The sequence below is a fragment of the Methylobacterium pseudosasicola genome (assembly GCF_900114535.1).
Taxonomy (GTDB): Bacteria; Pseudomonadota; Alphaproteobacteria; order Rhizobiales; family Beijerinckiaceae; genus Methylobacterium; species Methylobacterium pseudosasicola.
Window position 1 is genome coordinate 1 of record NZ_FOTK01000025.1, and the last position, 16,295, is coordinate 16,295.

General features: G+C 69.4%; 12 protein-coding genes and 1 pseudogene. 6 read left to right on the top strand and 7 right to left on the bottom strand.

What is annotated here, in order from left to right:
* Both BM228_RS21475 and BM228_RS21480 read right to left on the bottom strand, forming a co-directional pair.
* Window positions 1-195: pseudogene (locus BM228_RS21475) on the bottom strand (hypothetical protein); the annotation flags it as partial.
* 164 nt (window positions 196-359) lie between these two features.
* Window positions 360-1,550: a site-specific DNA-methyltransferase gene (locus tag BM228_RS21480; RefSeq protein WP_280142344.1), complete on the bottom strand. Its 1,191-nt coding sequence runs from the start codon at window positions 1,548-1,550 to the stop codon at window positions 360-362.
* Between the two features lie 573 nt (window positions 1,551-2,123).
* Between BM228_RS21480 and BM228_RS21485 the strand changes: the two genes are divergently transcribed.
* The 5 genes from BM228_RS21485 (at window position 2,124) to BM228_RS21505 (ending at window position 6,673) form a co-directional block, all read left to right on the top strand.
* Window positions 2,124-2,474, top strand: a complete 351-nt coding sequence (locus BM228_RS21485; protein WP_092043819.1) for a septal ring lytic transglycosylase RlpA family protein — start codon at window positions 2,124-2,126, stop codon at window positions 2,472-2,474.
* 119 nt (window positions 2,475-2,593) lie between these two features.
* Complete coding sequence (locus tag BM228_RS21490; protein WP_092043821.1) at window positions 2,594-2,908, top strand: polyhydroxyalkanoic acid system family protein; 315 nt, start codon at window positions 2,594-2,596, stop codon at window positions 2,906-2,908.
* An 80-nt stretch (window positions 2,909-2,988) separates the two neighbouring features.
* The gene (locus BM228_RS21495; protein ID WP_092043823.1) at window positions 2,989-3,225 is read left to right on the top strand and encodes a hypothetical protein; all 237 of its coding nucleotides are present in this window, start codon (window positions 2,989-2,991) and stop codon (window positions 3,223-3,225) included.
* Between the two features lie 54 nt (window positions 3,226-3,279).
* Window positions 3,280-5,079: an ATP-binding cassette domain-containing protein gene (locus BM228_RS21500; protein WP_092043825.1), complete on the top strand. Its 1,800-nt coding sequence runs from the start codon at window positions 3,280-3,282 to the stop codon at window positions 5,077-5,079.
* 103 nt (window positions 5,080-5,182) lie between these two features.
* Window positions 5,183-6,673, top strand: a complete 1,491-nt coding sequence (locus tag BM228_RS21505) for a carboxypeptidase M32 (protein ID WP_092043948.1) — start codon at window positions 5,183-5,185, stop codon at window positions 6,671-6,673.
* Window positions 6,674-7,150: 477 nt separating this feature from the next.
* Here BM228_RS21505 and BM228_RS21510 read toward each other — a convergent pair whose 3' ends face one another.
* From BM228_RS21510 to BM228_RS21530, 5 genes are all read right to left on the bottom strand, one after another.
* A complete protein-coding gene (locus BM228_RS21510; protein ID WP_092043827.1) occupies window positions 7,151-7,483 on the bottom strand; it encodes a YdhR family protein in 333 nt (110 codons plus the stop codon).
* Between the two features lie 156 nt (window positions 7,484-7,639).
* A complete protein-coding gene (locus tag BM228_RS21515; protein ID WP_092043828.1) occupies window positions 7,640-8,308 on the bottom strand; it encodes a DUF938 domain-containing protein in 669 nt (222 codons plus the stop codon).
* The gene (locus BM228_RS21520; protein WP_092043830.1) at window positions 8,305-9,366 is read right to left on the bottom strand and encodes an alpha/beta fold hydrolase; all 1,062 of its coding nucleotides are present in this window, start codon (window positions 9,364-9,366) and stop codon (window positions 8,305-8,307) included. Before BM228_RS21520 ends, BM228_RS21515 begins: the two co-directional genes overlap by 4 nt.
* Window positions 9,367-9,548: 182 nt before the next feature.
* Complete coding sequence (locus BM228_RS21525) at window positions 9,549-13,025, bottom strand: ATP-binding protein (protein ID WP_092043832.1); 3,477 nt, start codon at window positions 13,023-13,025, stop codon at window positions 9,549-9,551.
* A 10-nt stretch (window positions 13,026-13,035) separates the two neighbouring features.
* A complete protein-coding gene (locus BM228_RS21530) occupies window positions 13,036-14,274 on the bottom strand; it encodes a metallophosphoesterase family protein (RefSeq protein WP_092043834.1) in 1,239 nt (412 codons plus the stop codon).
* A gap of 422 nt (window positions 14,275-14,696) precedes the next feature.
* Here BM228_RS21530 and BM228_RS21535 point away from each other — a divergent pair, with 422 nt between their 5' ends.
* Entirely contained in the window at window positions 14,697-16,076 is a 1,380-nt protein-coding gene (locus BM228_RS21535) for an HD-GYP domain-containing protein (RefSeq protein ID WP_092043835.1), read from the top strand.
* Window positions 16,077-16,295: the final 219 nt, after the last annotated feature.

The window sequence follows — 16,295 nt, forward strand, 5'->3', positions numbered from 1 at the left end:
CAGCGACACCGGCAGAGGCTCCGCCTGCCGGGCCGCCGCGTGCAACGAGGGCCGCAAGCCGACCGCCACCAGCATCATCAGCTCGACGATCGTCGAGAACAGCAACGCGCGCTCGTATTGGCGCTGGCGATGGGCTGCGAACACCGCATCGAGCCACGCCGCCGGAAACGCCTGCTCCAGAAGCGTCCGCGCCATCACACCCGCCGGCGCCTGTTGCTCGAAGCGCTCCAGAACGGCCGACCAGACACACCCCAATCCGTCTGATGATCCTCTCATCCCAACGACTTGGGCACACAACAAACACCTTAAAAGGGCTGGGACTGAGCCCTTTGGAATCCCGTGACCGATACCGTGGCAGCTCAGCCGTTCGCCATCGCCTGGCGCAGCCCGGCCCGGTAGCTGTCGATCACCACCGGCTTGCCGGCGCGCTCGACGTGCCAGAAGGTCCAACCGTTGCAGGCTGGAAGCCCCTGGACCAGGGCACCGATCTTGTGGATCGAGCCGATGACCAGGCCGTTGTCGAGCTGGCCGTCCGGGCGGACGGTTGCGCGGAAGCGGCGGCGCTCGTCGGTGACGATCTCGCCCGGGCGGATATGCCCGGCCTCGATGACCGAGAGGAACGGCACCCGCGGCTCGGCTCGCTTGGTCGGCGCCACCATGAGGGCGGCCTTCGACAGCGGCTGAACGGCGGCGATCCGCTCCATAGCGGCCTTCGCGTAAGTGGCCTCGCGCTCGATGCCGATGAACCGGCGGCCGAGGCGCTTGGCGACGGCGCCGGTGGTGCCGGTGCCGAAGAACGGATCGAGCACCACGTCGCCGGGATTGGTCGCCGCCATCAGGCTGCGGGCGAGGAGCGCTTCGGGCTTCTGGGTCGGGTGGACCTTGTGGCCCTCCACATCCTTCAGCCGCTCTTCGCCGGTGCAGAGCGGGATGAACCAGTCCGAGCGCATCTGGAGGTCCTCGTTGCCCCCCTTCAGCGCATCGTAATGGAAGGTGTAGCCCTTCGACTCCGCCGAGCGCGAGGCCCAGATCAGGGTCTCGTGGGCGTTGGTGAAGCGCTTGCCGCGGAAGTTCGGCATCGGGTTGGCCTTGCGCCACACGATGTCGTTGAGGATCCAGTAACCGAGATCCTGCAACGCGCTCCCGACCCGGAAGATATTGTGGTACGACCCGATCACCCAGAGGGTTGCGTTCGGCTTCATCACGCGCCGGCAGGCGGCGAGCCAGTCCCGGGTGAAGGCGTCGTAGGCCTCGAAGGTCGCGAACTTGTCCCAGTCGTCGTCGACCGCGTCGACACGGCTCTGGTCCGGACGCAGCAGGCCGGCTTCGCCGAGCTGCAGGTTGTAGGGCGGGTCGGCGAAGACGCAGTCGACGCTGGAAGCCGGCAGCGCGTTCATGGCCGCGATGCAATCCCCGACCAGCACTTGGTCGAGGGGGAGGGGACGCTGGGTGGGTACGAGACCCATCCGTGGCGCCGACGCGGGCCGCCCGGCACGCGAGACCTGTTTCCGGGCGACGGCATCGGCAGCCACGGTACGCGGGGAAGCCATGGCAAACACCGGTTACGCGACTGACCGGCAGACCATGCGTCGGACACGGTAAAGGTCGCGTTGTCGAAATTGCCGGGCTCGCGTCCCGTTCTGGGGCTGCAGTTTTTGCCTAGCGCCGCCTCAAGCAATCATTTCGCAGTTGAAGCCCGCGCGAGGTCCGGCATTGACGCATGCCGTCTCTTGCCGAGCGGTGCCTTTGCTGACGGCCGAACTGACGTTTAGGGCGCAATCCTCACGCGCGACGCCGGATGACCAGTTTCGGCCTCGGAGCAGGTGTGCGTCCAGCTCAGCGGGAGGCAGGGTCACGCTCAGCGCAGGACTTAGGAATTATAGCAAATCCAAGGACCGGTAGGCCTGCGGGCAAGAAGACTTGCCGAATGCCTCGCATGACTGTCGGCGATACAAATCGCGTCGAAGTCAGAAATAAACGGACATGAAACGCCAAGTCATCGTCATGACCAGGCAAAAGCCGGCCAAAATGTGACCCGAACCTGCCTAAAAAGCCCGCCATATTCCGGTCGATTTCTGAAACGACTGGCGCCACCCCGGTAACAACAAGGGAATGCAGGAAGAATGACATCTGGTTTCGGTAAGTTCGTGGCCACCGTTGGAATGCTGTCTGCCATCGTCGGAACGACCCTCCCGGCTGCCGCTCAGAGCGGCGCGGCCTCTTGGTACGGGAGCGGCCATCGCACCGCGAACGGCGAGCGTTTCAACCCCAACGGACTGACCGCTGCCCATCGCAGCCTGCCGTTCGGAACCCGCGTCCGCGTCGAGAACCGCCGGACCGGTCGCTCGGTGGTGGTGCGGATCAACGATCGCGGCCCGTTCGTGCGCGGCCGCATCATCGATCTCTCCCGGGGTTCGGCCCGTGCCCTCGGCATGGGCGGTACGAGCTACGTCTCGCTCCAGGTCCTGAACTGAGCATTCGGTCCTGACGGCGTTCAGGTCGGATCGATCCTGACGCCGTCCGGCCTCCCGACGTTGTCCGCAGCATCGGGAGGCCCCATGTGGTGGCAAAGCAGCCCGGACCCAGCCGCCCCATGCCCAAACCCCTGATCGTCGATATCCCGCACGACCTCGGTCGCGACGAGGCCAAGCGGCGCCTCGAACACGGCACCGATCAGGCGCGGGCCTTCCTGGCCAAGAGCGGGGTCACGGTGGACCAGCTGGCCTGGACCGGTGACCGCCTCGATTTCGGCGTCTCCGCCATGGCTCAGAAGATCGGCGGCACGATCGATGTCGGCGCCGAGAGCGTGCGCCTTGAGGTGAAGCTTCCGTTCCTGCTCGCCCTGTTCGCCGAGAAGATCCAGAAGGTCGCGAGCAAGGAAGGCAATCTCCTGCTCACCAAGAAGTAGTACTTCGGAACTCCGGCCTTGGGCCCTCGTTGCTGCCCGAACGGTGCGGGACAGCACCGCGGGCCATCTGGAGGATAACCGTGCCAGACTTCACCCTCGCCGATCCGGGCCAAGTGCCGGAAGTTCCGCCCCAGCCCACGCCGGCGCCCGAGACCCCCTACGATCCGCCGCAGGCGCCGACCCAGCCGCCCGGCCCCGAAATTCCCGGCAACACACCGGCCGAGGCGCCGGGCATCCAGCCGCCGGAGATCCCGGTGAACGATCCCGGCCCGCCGGAGATCAGCCCGCCCACCGGCCCGGCCAACCCGATCGCCTGAGCGACGGGGGCGGCCCGGTTTGAACCGGACGCCCGGCACTGCCATAAGCCCGGCATGGCCGCTCCCCCGCTTCTAACCCTCCAGGACGTCGCGCTCACCTTCGGCGGCACGCCACTGATCAACCGCGCCGACCTGACCATTTCGCCCGGCGAACGCACCTGCCTGGTCGGGCGGAATGGCTCGGGCAAGTCGACGCTCATGAAGATCGCCGCCGGCCTGGTCGAGCCGGACAAGGGGCGGCTGTTCGTCCAGCCCGGGACCACGATCCGCTACCTGGCACAGGAGCCGGATTTTTCCGGCTTTTCCAATACGTTAGACTTCGTCGAGGCCGGATTGCCGCCGGGTGAATCCGCCCATCGCGCCCGGTACTTGCTGGAAAGCCTCGGCATGACCGGGGCCGAGGACCCCAAAAAACTCTCGGGCGGTGAGGGGCGGCGCGCGGCGCTCGCCCAGGCGCTCGCCCCCGAGCCCGACGTGCTGCTGCTCGACGAGCCGACCAACCATCTCGACCTGCCGGCCATCGAGTGGCTGGAAGCGGAGCTGCGCGGGACCCGGGCCGCGATGGTCCTGATCAGCCACGACCGGCGGTTTCTCTCCGCGTTATCCCGGGCCACGATCTGGCTGGATCGCGGGGAAACGCGAAGGATTGAGCAGGGCTTTTCGAATTTCGAAGCCTGGCGCGACGCCTTCTTCGAAGAGGAGGAGCGCGACCAGCACAAGCTCGACCGCAAGATCGCCGCCGAGGAGCATTGGCTGCGTTACGGCGTCACCGCACGCCGCAAGCGAAACGTCCGCCGCCTCGGCAACTTGCACGAGCTCCGCCAGAATCGCCGAGACGTCCGCCGTCCGGTGGGTAGCGTCAGCATGAACGCGTCCGAGGCCGAATCCTCCGGCAGCCTCGTGGTCGAGGCTCGGGAGATCGGCAAATCCTACGGCGAGCGGACCATCGTCGACGGCCTGTCCCTGCGGGTGATGCGTGGCGACCGGCTGGGCATCGTCGGGGCCAACGGCGCCGGCAAGTCGACCCTGATCAACCTGCTGATGGGCCGGCTCGCCCCCGATTCGGGGCAGGTGGTTCTCGGGACCAACCTGATGCCGGTGGTGCTCGATCAGGCCCGGGCGACGCTGGAGCCCGGCATGACCGTCACCGAAGTGCTCACCGGTGGCCGGGGCGACAGCGTCACGGTGAACGGCCAGAGCCGGCACGTCATCGGCTACCTCAAGGATTTTCTGTTCAGCCCCGAGCAGGCCCGGACCCCGGTCTCGGTGCTGTCCGGCGGCGAGCGCAACCGCCTGTTGATCGCCCGCGCGCTGGCGCAACCGGCCAACCTGCTGGTGCTCGACGAGCCGACCAACGACCTCGACCTCGAAACCCTCGACCTGCTCCAGGAGATGCTCGGCGACTACCAGGGTACCCTGATCCTGGTGAGCCACGACCGCGACTTCCTCGACCGGGTGGCCAGCAGCGTCCTGGTCTCGGAGGGCGCTGGCCGCTGGGTCGAGTATGCCGGCGGCTACAGCGACATGCTGGTCCAGCGCGGGCAGGGGGTCGAGGCGCGCACGGTCGCGCCCACGAAGAAGGAACCGCGCGAGCGCACGGCCCCGGCCGCCCAGCCGGCCGGGAAGCCCAAGCTCGGCTTCAAGGACCAGCACGAGCTGAAGACGCTCCCAGCCCGCATGGAGAAGCTGGAGGCGGCGATCGCGCAGCTCAAGGCGATCCTCGACGATGCCGACCTCTACGCCCGCGACCCGGCCCGGTTCGACAAGGCCACCGCCATGCTGGCCCAGGCCGAGACCGAGCTGTCGCAGGCGGAGGACCGGTGGCTGGAGCTGGAGATGCTGCAGGCGGGGTGACGCCCGCCCTTGACATATCATAGGAAATATGTCTTATACGGCCTCCGCGGGCATCGTCCCGCGGGGCCGCAACGATCGCGAACCGACCGGAACGGATGATCGCATGACCGCCTACCAGACCCTCGAACAGCGCTTCTCCCGCCTCGCGGCGCTGGAAGGCGCGGCCGGGATCCTCGGCTGGGATGCGCAGACGCTCATGCCAGACGGGGCCGCGGAGGCGCGGGGCGACCAGCTGGCGATCCTGCGCGGGCTGGCCCACGAGATCCTGACCGCCCCCGAGACCCGGGACGAGCTCGCCGCCGCCGAGCGGCAGGGCGGCCTGGATGCCTGGAATGCGGCCAACCTGCGGGAGATGCGGCGGGCCCAGGCCCATGCCGGCGCGGTGCCCCGGGACCTCGTGGAGGCGAGCTCCCGGGCCGTGTCCCGGTCCGAGATGGTCTGGCGCGAGGCGCGGCGGGATTCCGATTTCGCCCGGCTGGCGCCGTACCTCGCCGAGGTGCTGCGGCTCCAGCGGGAGATCGGGCAGGCCAAGGGCGCGGCGCTGGGGCTCGACCCCTACGATGCCCTGCTCGACAGCTACGATCCCGGCATGCGCCGGGCGGTGATCGACCCGCTGTTTGCCGACCTCACGAGCTGGCTGCCGGACCTGATCGCCCGCGCCCGGGAGATCCAGGCCGCGCGTCCAGCGCCGCTGCCCCTGGCGGGGCCGTTCGACACGGGCACGCAGCGCGCCCTCGGCCTCAAGCTGATGACCGCCCTCGGGTTCGATTTCACCCGCGGCCGGCTCGATATCAGTCTGCACCCGTTCTGCGGCGGCGCCACCGACGACGTGCGCATCACCACCCGCTATGACGAGGCCGATTTCGGCCGCGCCCTGATGGGCGTGCTGCACGAGACCGGCCACGCCCTCTACGAGCAGGGCCGCCCCGCCGCCTGGCGGCACCAGCCCGTGGGCGCCGCCAGGGGCATGAGCCTGCACGAGAGCCAGTCGCTCATCGTCGAGATGCAGGCCTGCCGCAGCCGAGCGTTCTTCACCTACCTGGCGCCGCTGCTGCGCGAGGCGTTCGGCCGCTCCGGGCCGGAATGGTCGCCTGAGAACCTGCACGCCCTGAACACGCAGGTCCGGCCGGGCTTCATCCGGGTCGATGCCGACGAGGCGACCTACCCGGCCCATATCCTTCTGCGCTACCGGCTGGAGACCGCGATGATCGCGGGCGACCTCGCCATCGCCGACCTGCCCGACGCCTTCAACGAGGGCTTGCGCGACCTCCTCGGCCTCACCGTGCCGGAGGACCGCCTCGGTTGCCTGCAAGACATCCACTGGCCGAGCGGGGCCTTCGGCTACTTTCCGACCTACACGCTGGGCGCGCTCGCCGCGGCCCAGCTGTTCCGGGCAGCGCAGGCCGCGGAGCCGGCCCTGCCGGGCTGCCTCGCCGCGGGCGATTTCGCGCCGCTGCGGACCTGGCTGCGTGCCAACGTTCACGAGGTCGGCAGCCTGCTCGGGACGGACGACCTGCTGGTGCGGGCGACGGGCGCGCCCCTCGGGACGGCGGCGTTCCGGGCGCATCTGGAGGGGCGGTATCTGGGGGGCTGAAGACCGGACACGGCTCAGGTCCCTGTTCCCCCACCGGCGAGGGGTCTTCGGCCCGTGTAAGACGCGACGGGCTCCCTCTCCCGTGCGGGCTAGCGGATTCACAGATCGTCTTCGGCAGCAAGCGCTTGAAGCACCGCACTTTTCCCCTCCCCCTTGTGGGGAGGGGTCAGGGGTGGGGGTGGTGCCGGATAAGGCACAGCGGTGCCCTCTGAGCCACCCCCACCTCCAACTCCTCCCCACAAGGGGGAGGAGAGCGCGTTCTGCTTCTAACAAGCCGATGTATGAACATCGTAGTCCGCACAGGAGAGGGGACCCGCGCCTCATACGGTCAACTTAGCCAGCACGGCAGAGGGCGTTCGTCACGGCCAGCACAAGCTGATGTCTGACCAATTGAGCTCCGCAGGGAGCGCGCAACCGGCATGATCTCCAGATCGGCGAGCGGGTCGCGGGTGCCCTCGCTGAGCGCGAGCAGCGGCATCAGGATTCGGCGGAAACGGCCGGATAGAAGGGCGAGTGAATGGCTTGGCTCGCCTCACGGGTCACATCGGCATCGAACAGGCGGACGCTCAGGTTTCCGCCGACCTGTGCAGCAAAGGGGATCAGCAAGCCGTCGATATAGGCCTGTGCATGGTCCAGGCTGTCGAAAGCATAGAAGCCGCCGACACTGTTCGTCTTAACGCCGCTCAGCCATGTTTTTGAAAGAAGACCGGCAAATTTCTTCATCTCGGCATCGATCGGTTTCCAGTCGATCGCCTCGAATGGGACAGACGCTTGATATTCCGCATAGAGGAAGACGGCAGGAACACTCATGGATTTGCACTCCGTCTCACGAACGACGTTGAGGCGATCACCCTCGAAATGGTTTTCTTGAACGGGCGCACATCCAAGAGCACCCTCGAAAATACCCGTTGCGCCGCTCCGCTCGGAGGAGAAGTTTCCGGCAATCGGATATAGGGCTGCCGGCCCTCATTGTCGGCCGAACACCAAGATGAAGTTGTTGGCCGGGCGCTCGATCGTCTCCTTGAGAACGATGCCGTGCGGCTTGGCGGCGGCCTCGAGGTCGCGGACATCCTTCAACCCCCATTCGGGCACGTTCGCGGCCAGGATCTCCTGGTCGAACGCCCGGTTGGAGTCGGTGGTGTAGCGACCGTCGACCTTGAACGGGCCGTAGATGTAGACGCGTCCCTCGTCCTTCAGGACCCGTGCGGCGAGGGCGGCGATGCCCTCGTTGATGGCGACGGGAGCGACCTGAAAGATATTGATGACGAACAGCGCGTCGAATTTTCTGTCACCGAACCGAAACGTCGCGGGATCGGTCAGGTCGATGCGAACCGGGTCCAAGACGTTGGCATTTCCCCGTTCCGCCCGCTTGGCCTTGATCGCAGCAAAAACCTCCTCGGTCAGATCCGAGGGTTGAAAGGTCAGCCCGGGAAAATGCGGGGCGAAGTAGTTGATGTGCAGTCCCGCACCGCTGGCCAGTTCGAGGACATCGCCCGCGCTCGGAAAGCGCTGCTGGAACACCTCCAGGATCGGGTTGCGGTTGCGACGCCCCGCCCAGGCCACGTAGTCGCTGAGCGGGTGGGGATCGATCGCGGGACGCGGCTCATCGACGAAGGGAAGGATCTCCGCACTCATGGGGCCTCCTGTGGAGCCGGCGCCGCAAGCAATTCGCTGAGCGCGGCATCGACGGCGCGGTTGTAGGCGGGATCGAGCCCGAACAGCGCGAGATGGCCCCAGGCCGACGCGATCCGCACCAGGCGGCTGTGGGGAACGAACCGCTGCTCCGCCTCGATATCGGCCACCGGGAAGAAGCCGTCCTCCTCGATGGCGATGATGGAAAGCCGGGCCTTGATGCGGGCCAGCGCCCGGGCCAGATCGCCGCCGCCATGGGGACCGACATCGCCGCCGCGCCACTTGCGCAGGAGGGTGAGCAGGTCGTTCGGCCCCTGCGGCAGAAAATGGTTCTCGACGAAACCGGTGACGAAATCATCGACCGTGGTGAAGCCGAGGTCCCGCCAAAGCGCCTCATTGAACAGGCGCGGCGTGAAGCCGGCCGCGGCGAACAGGCGGGCATGGCGACGAAGCCCCCGGTGAACGGCGCCCTCGTCGAACCAGCCGTCCCCATAAGCCTGATCGCTGGTAATGGCCTCAATGAACGTGTCCACCAGAAGCTGATTGTGCGGCGTCGTCCGAGCCGTGCCGGCGATCGGGGCCGCCCGGGCCACCGCGTCCGGAAACCGAACCGCCCATTCCCAGGTCTGCTGTGCGCCCATCGAGCCGCCCAGAACCAGGGCCAGCCGCTCGATACCAAATCTTTCCGTGATCAGCCGATGTTGCGCGCGGACATCATCGCCGATGGACGGCTGCGGAAACCGGATTTGATGGAACGGCGCCGGACTGTTGCTCGGCGAGGATGAGAGACCGTTGCCGATCTGATTCACGAGAATGATGAAATACCGCTCCGGGTCCAGAGACCGTCCCGAACCGATATAGGCATGTTCGAGAATCTTGGTCGTTCCGGAATACCAAGACGGAAAGAGAATGGCGTTGCTCTTGTCCGCGTTCAGCGTGCCGAACGTGGCATAGGCCAGGTTCAGGTCGCGGATCTTTGCGCCGGATTCCAGGATGAAATCGCCGACTTGGAAGTTATCGTAAGGGCCGTGTGTCTCCTGGCTATCATATGACTCAGCCATGGCCGAAAATCTCGTTGCCCCACAGTATAAAATCGTAACGTTGGGGGCTTAGATTTTCAATTCTCTTTACGGATCACGCGGGAGAACGTTGCGTTTGCTGACCCTTTCTCCGGAGGTGGAAAGCATGGCGGGGAGGCGGCCGGGCCTGGCGAACGGGAGACCGGTCAGCCTTTCGTGACGCCCTACAGCTCCAGCACATCCACCGCTGCGCCCAGCCGATCCCGGGCGATCTCGGCCACGTGGCGGTGGTGGGTGAACAGGATCGGCTGGACGCTGGCGCCGATCTCGGCGAGTGCGTCGAGGCCGTAGCCGGTGCGGGCCTCGTCGAACGTTGAAAACAGATCGTCGCCGATGAACGGGGCGGGCTCGGCGCGGCCGGCGTAATCCTCCAGGTAGGCCAGGCGCAGGGCGAGGTAGAGCTGGTCGCGCGTGCCCTCGCTGAGCGCTTCGATTCCGACCAGGCCGCCGCCCGCGCGCTGGCCGGCGAGCTTGGGCGTGTCGGCCTCGTCGTAGGTCTGGGCGAGGCCGGTGAAGGCGCCGCCGGTGAGGGCCCGGAACAGGGCGCCGGCGCGGGCCACCAGGGGATCCTGCTGGCCGGCCCGATGCCGGGCCACCGCCTGGCCGAGCATCAGGCCGGCGAGCCGCAGCACCGCCCAGGAGCGGGACGCGGCCTGGAGGTCGGCTTCGGCCGCCTTGCGTTCGGCGGCGGCCAGCTCGGCGCCGCTGCCCCCTTCGAGTTCCGCCCGGCGCCTTTCGGCCCGGTCGCGGTCGGCGAAGATGACCTGGCCGCGCTCGGCCTGCTCCTCGGCCTCCATGGCGAGGCGGGCGAGTTCCGCCTCAACGGCCTCCGGGGGCAGGGCGTCGAGGCCGGCGCGGATCTCGGATTCGGGCAGGCCGTCGGCGGCGCCCGCGAGGCTGCCGCGCAGCCGGAGGCGCTCGGCCCGAAGCATCTCCCGGGCGTTCAGCCGGCCGAACACCTCCGCGATGGCAGGGGTCGGGGCCTCGGCCAGATCCGGCATGGTCTCGGCGACCTGGCGGGTCAGGTCCGACCGGGCGGCGTCGCGCAGGCCGACGGCGTGGCGCAGGGCCGATTCCGCCTCCTCCAGGCGGCGGTCCAGCTCGGCCCGGCGGGCCTCCCGGGCCTGAGCGGTGACCAGGCGGGCCTGCAGGGTGCGGATCGCGCCGGTGGGCGGCGTGTCGGCCAAATCCGGCGCCAAGGCCTCGACCAGGGCGGCCGCGCCGAGCCGGAACGCCTCCATGTCCCGCCGGAGCCCCGCCGCCCGGCGCTGCAGGGCGGCACGCTCGGCGAGACGGTCCGGCACCGTGCGCCAGGCTTCCAGCGCGCCCTCGGCCTCCTCGGGGCGCGCGGTGGCGGGCAGGCCGAGGGGCCTCAGCGCCTCCGCCCAGTCCGCCTGCCAGGCGGCGCGGCGCGACCCGGTCTCGGCCGACGCGGCCTCCAGCTTCTCGGCCGTCGCGGCGGCGGCGCGGAGGCGGCCGCCGGTCTCGAGATTGGCCTCCCAGCGGCTCGCGAGCGTCGCGACCCGGGCCTCCAGCCGTTCGAGCGCCGGGCCGATCTCGCCCTCCGGCGCCGGATCGAGCCCGGCGCGGGTGAACAGGTCGGCGAGCGGCGCCCGGGCGGATTCGATCCGGGCCTTCAGATGGTCCCGCTCGATTCGCTGCTCGGCCAGCCGCTGTTCGGCCTCGATCAGGTTCTCGGTCTCGGCGAGCCAGGCCGCCATCTCGGCCGGGGGGCCGGGGACGAGGCCGGCGGGCTGCCAGGCCTCGCGCCACGCGGCCTCGCCCTCGGCGATCTCGTCCGCGATCCCGGCGAGCACCCTGTCGGCCGCCGCCAGCGCCGCATCCTCGGCGGCGAGGCGGTCGAGATCGGCCGCGTGGGCCGCGACCCGGGCGGCGTCGGCGGCGCGCTCGTCGGCGAGGCGGTCGGCCTCGAACAGGGCGCGCTCGTAGGCGGCCAGCGTGCCGGGCTCGGTGATCCGGCCGGCTGCGAGGGCGTCGCGCAGGGGCGCGAAGGCGGCGTCGCGGGCGGCCCGCACGGCGTCGAGCCGCTCCTGGGTCGCGATCGGCCGGCCGGCCTCGCGCTCGCGCAGGCGGGTGCGGGTGGCGTCGGCCTGGGCCCGCGCCGCGTCCCGGCGGTCGGCGGCCCGCTCCTGCTCGCGCCGCTTGCCGTCGAGCAGGCCGCGATAGCGCGCGATCGTGTCGGCGCTGGGCAGGGGCATGCGGGCGAGCGCGGCTGTGTCGGCCACCGGCGGCGACAGACGCGCCGCCTGGTTGCGCAGCAGCGCCGTCTCCCGCCGGATCGCGGTGTCCAGCGCCTCGTGGGCGGCGAGACGCTCGTGCAGCTTGGACAGCGGCTTCAGGGCCTCGCGCAGAGGCGTCGGATCGTGAGTGGCGCCGGCGGCCTCGACTTCCCGGGCCAGACGGTCGCGCTCGGCCCGGGCCGCGGCGGCGTCCCGGGTGAGCTGGTCTTCCGTGGCGGCGAGCGTCCTGCCGTCGCGGATCAGCCGCTCGACCCGGGCGCGGGCGGCGTCGGTGGGCTGGCCGGCCTCCAGAGCAGCGAGGTCCGGGGCGCCGATCCGGGCGCGCAGGCGCTCCAGGTCGAGCCCGACCTTGTGGGCGTCGCCCTCGATCCGGGGCAGGTCGGTGCCGCCCTTCTCGAATTCCTTGGTGCCGCTGAATGCCGCCAAAATCTCTTCGGCGCGCAGGATCAGCGCCGGCTCCACCGGCACGGCCTCGGCCTCGCCCCGCGCCCGGGCGAGGGTGGCGTCGGCGCGGGCCGCCTCGGCCTCGGCCTGACGGCAGCGTTCGAGGGCGGCGCCCAGGCGCTCGATCCAGGCGGAATCCGCCTCGGCGAGGCCGGCATCCGCGGCGATCCGATGGTCCAGCACGTCGATCTCGGCGACGATCGGCCGGGCGCGCTTCAGGCGCTCCAGCCGGGCGCGCTCGGTTGCCAAGCGCTGAGTTTCGGCCCGGAGCGCGTCGAGCTGCTGGGCGGCGGCCGCGATCTCGTCGTTCAGCGCGCGCCAGTCGCCGGCGCGCAGGCCCTTCTCGCGGATCGCCTTGCGGGCGGTCTCGTGCCGCTCCAGCGCCTGGTAGAAGGTCCGGTGCTTGGCCTGGCGCGGCGCGAAGATGCCCTCGGCCTCCGCGTCGAGGGCGGCTTGCAGCTCGGTGAGGCCGCGCAAGCCGGAGCCCGCCGCGAACAGGCTGGCGCCGACCTCGCCCTCGACATCGACCATCTCGCGCCCGCCCGCCCGCAGGCTGCCGGCATCGAGGCCGAAGGCGCGGCAGAACACCGTGCGGGAGATGCCGCCGAGGAACGGCGCCAGGGCGTCGTCGGGCAGCGGCGCCTCGGCGGCGTCGATCAGCGTCCGGGTGTTGCCCTTGCGGCGGCGGAAGGCCAGGCGGCGCCCGTCGGCGGCTTCCACCTCCGCGCCGAGGCGCAAGAGCGGCATGTCGTGCAGGAAGGCGTAGCGGGTGGTCTTCTCGAAGCCGAACAGCAGGTCGGTGACCGCCGCGAGCGCCGTGCTCTTGCCGGCCTCGTTGGCGCCCAGCACCACGTGCAGGCGGGCATCGGGCCGGAAGGTCACGGTCCGGTCGGTGAAGGCGCCGTAGCGCTCCAGGGCGAGGCGGATCAGCCGCATTGTGCGCGCCTCAGCAGTGCCGGCCGCCGAGGCGGCCCAGGATCAGCGCCTCGGCCTCGGCGCAGAGCGCGTCGAACTCGGCCTCCAGGTCGGCCTCCGCGGCGGCGGTGGCCGGCATGCGGGCGCCGATCTCGGCGAGCGCGGCCTTGGCGCGGCTGCGGAAATCCGGGTCGCGGTCGAGATCGGCGAGCAGGGCGGCCGGGTCGATCGCGGCCCCGGAAGCCTCGACGGGCGCGCGGGGCCGGCGGGTCTCGATCTTCAGGCGTTCCAGCCAGATATCCTCGTGCAGCCGGTGGGCAGTGGCCTGGATCTCGGCGGTGACGTTGTCTCGGTCGGCCGAGAGCGCGTCATGGGCCGGGGTCGTGCCGGTGAGATGCACCCGCACCAGCACGAGGCGCTGCGCCGCCACCTCCGCCAGGGGCCGCAGGGCTTTCTCCACCGTCTCGAGGGCCGCGCTTGTGTCGGCGGCGTCGCTCAGGTCGACGGTGAACTGCTCGAACCGCGCCCGGTCGAGGGGGAAGCGGCTCACCCCCGTTACCCGCCCGTCGGCGACCTCCACCAGCACCGCGCCCTTCGCGCCGCATTCACGCACGCTCCGGCCCTGGATGTTGCCGGGAAACACGATCCAGGGATCTTTGGACAGCTCCGCATATTCGTGGATGTGGCCGAGCGCCCAGTAATCGTAGCCCCGGGCGGTGAGGTCGGCCACTGAGCAGGGGGCGTAGGTCTCATGCGCCGCGTGGCCCGTGCAGGAGGTGTGCAGGACGCCGAGATTGAACCAGCCGGGCAGGGCGGCCGGATAGGTCAGCGACAGGTTCTCCTCCACGGCCCGGGCCTGGAAGCTCCGGCCGTGCACGGCGACGCGCAGGGATTCGAGGCGCAGCGTGTCGGCCCGGGCCGCCGGGAAGACATGCACCGAGGGCGGCAGGGTGATCGAGCGGGTGATCACGCTCTCGGCGTCGTGGTTGCCGCGGACCAGGATCGTCGGGATGCCGGCCCGGTCGAGGCGGGCCACCTGCCGGGCGAAGAACAGCCCGATCGTGTTGTCGGCCCAGTCGCCGTCGTAGATGTCCCCGGCCACCACCACGAAGGCGACCCGCCGCTCGATCGCCTGGGTGACGAGATCCTCGAAGGCCTGCCGCCCGGCGGTGGCGAGGCGGCGGGCGAGCTCCGCGTCACGCGTCGCGAGGCCCGAGAGCGGGCTGCCGAGATGCAGATCCGCCGCGTGGATGAAGCTGAAGCCCGACATCGGTCTCCGATGAGCGATCGGTGAGCCGGGGTCTTAGGCTGCCGGGCCGTCCGGCCTCAAGCGCCGGGGGCGCATTGCTGCACAGGCACGGGGCGCGGGCGATGGTCTGAGGCGCTGAACACGATCGGTATGGCCAAGGTGATGTCTCGGACGGGTGGGCTTGCGACAATCCGCTCCCGCGCGGCCGAAGCGTCGAAGCAAATGTCGCCGTCGCCGCGGCCTAAGCTGCGAAGCGGATGTTCCTCCCGCGTCGATCGCCAGGTTTTCCTGCGCGCGATGCTTCGGCGCAACTTTCGTGCTGCCGAACCGATGGCTGATCCGTAAACCGGCCTTATACGAGAATAGCGCAACGGTTTGATCAGGTTCTGCCCTTAATCTTGCCGCCTACAAGGACCTATTACGCAAGAGACCGGGCGAGAACGATGCGGATCGTGTCAGGCAGCGACGGGGAAGCCAGGACCGTCCAGCTGTCGGAAGTTCTCGGAGCCTTGAGCCACGCCCTCGATCTAACGGAGGGGCAGCCCGCCGGGCACTGCGTGCGGGCGACCTGGATCGGCTTCCATATCGGCCGGGCGATGGGTCTGCCGGACCTGCAGCTCTGGGAACTCTACCACACGGTGATGCTCAAGGACCTCGGGTGCTCCAGCAACGCCGCGCGGATCTGCGAGCTCTATCTTTCCGACGATCTCAGCTTCAAGCGGGACTTCAAGACGGTGAGCGACAGCCTGCCCAAGGTACTCGGCTTCGTCTTCTCCCATACGGGCCTCAAGGCCGGCCTCGCCGAACGCTTCCGGGCCGTGCTCAACATCCTGCAGAACGGCGGCGCGATCGTCGACGACCTCATCCAGACCCGCTGCCAGCGCGGTGCGCAGATCGCCCGTCAGCTGCGCTTTCCGGCGAGCGTCTGCGAGGCCATTCACGCCCTGGACGAGCACTGGAACGGCAGTGGCCGACCGGACCGGCTCTCCGGACCTGCAATCCCCCTCTACGCACGCGTCGCGCTGCTCGCCCAAGTCGTGGACGTGTTCCACACCGCAGCCGGCCCCGCGGCGGCGATCGCCGAGGTGCGGGCGCGCTCGGGGACCTGGTTCGATCCTCAGGTCGTCGCCTGCTTCGAGGCGGTCGCGGCCGAACCCGGTTTCTGGGCCACTCTGGCTTCGGATGCGGTCGAGGAGGCGGTGTTCGCCTTGGCGCCGGGCAGCCCGATCGTGGTGGACGAAGACTATCTCGACGACATAGCCCGGGCCTTCGCCCAGATCATCGACGCCAAGAGCCCGTTCACCTCTGGCCACTCGGAGCGGGTCGCGGTCTACGCCGACATGATCGCGGCCGAACTCAGCTATCCGTCGGAACGCCGCCGCTGGCTGAAGCGTGCTGCGCTCCTTCACGATGTCGGCAAGCTCGGGGTCTCGAACGCGATCCTCGACAAGAACGGCAAGCTGGATGATGCGGAATGGCGGGACATGCGCAATCATGCGTCCCTGTCGGAGACCATCCTGAGCCGCGTGGTCGTGTTCCACGAGATGGCCTGCATCGGCGGCGGGCACCACGAGCGGCTGGACGGCAAGGGCTATCCGCGCGGGCTGAGCGGCGACGCGATCGCACCAGAGACCCGCATTGTCTCGGTCGCCGACGTGTTCGATGCGCTGACCGCCGATCGGCCTTATCGAGCGGCCATGTCGCTGGAGAAGACGCTCGGCATCATGCGCGCCGACCTCGGCACGGCGTTCGATCCGGTCTGCTTCGCGGCGCTGGAGCGCGCACTTGCCGCAATCGAGGGCGATCTCGCTCGGGCGGCTTGAACCATGCCGCCGCCCCCCGGCAAACGCTCAATCTACCGGGCCAGGAGCATCTTGCCGGCTCCGCCTTCGGCCGCGGCGCAGCGCGGCGATGCGCCTCGCGAGACAGAAATGATGACCGATCGCACGACCCATCCGCAGGCGGACGAACTCACGGCCCGGAGGCAAAGCGTGTTGAGGATGCGGACGAGCATGCTCTGGGCTCTCTGATCTGGGATCAAG

Bases quoted from the DNA above. Each gene is read 5' to 3' on its own strand.
- BM228_RS21500 (WP_092043825.1), top strand. From the start codon at position 3,280: ATGGCCGCTCCCCCGCTTCTAACCCTCCAGGACGTCGCGCTCACCTTC.
- BM228_RS21480 (WP_280142344.1), bottom strand. From the start codon at position 1,550: ATGGCTTCCCCGCGTACCGTGGCTGCCGATGCCGTCGCCCGGAAACAG.
- BM228_RS21525 (WP_092043832.1), bottom strand. From the start codon at position 13,025: ATGCGGCTGATCCGCCTCGCCCTGGAGCGCTACGGCGCCTTCACCGAC.
- BM228_RS21515 (WP_092043828.1), bottom strand. From the start codon at position 8,308: ATGAGTGCGGAGATCCTTCCCTTCGTCGATGAGCCGCGTCCCGCGATC.
- BM228_RS21490 (WP_092043821.1), top strand. From the start codon at position 2,594: ATGCCCAAACCCCTGATCGTCGATATCCCGCACGACCTCGGTCGCGAC.
- BM228_RS21535 (WP_092043835.1), top strand. From the start codon at position 14,697: ATGCGGATCGTGTCAGGCAGCGACGGGGAAGCCAGGACCGTCCAGCTG.
- BM228_RS21520 (WP_092043830.1), bottom strand. From the start codon at position 9,366: ATGGCTGAGTCATATGATAGCCAGGAGACACACGGCCCTTACGATAAC.
- BM228_RS21530 (WP_092043834.1), bottom strand. From the start codon at position 14,274: ATGTCGGGCTTCAGCTTCATCCACGCGGCGGATCTGCATCTCGGCAGC.
- BM228_RS21505 (WP_092043948.1), top strand. From the start codon at position 5,183: ATGACCGCCTACCAGACCCTCGAACAGCGCTTCTCCCGCCTCGCGGCG.
- BM228_RS21485 (WP_092043819.1), top strand. From the start codon at position 2,124: ATGACATCTGGTTTCGGTAAGTTCGTGGCCACCGTTGGAATGCTGTCT.
- BM228_RS21510 (WP_092043827.1), bottom strand. From the start codon at position 7,483: ATGAGTGTTCCTGCCGTCTTCCTCTATGCGGAATATCAAGCGTCTGTC.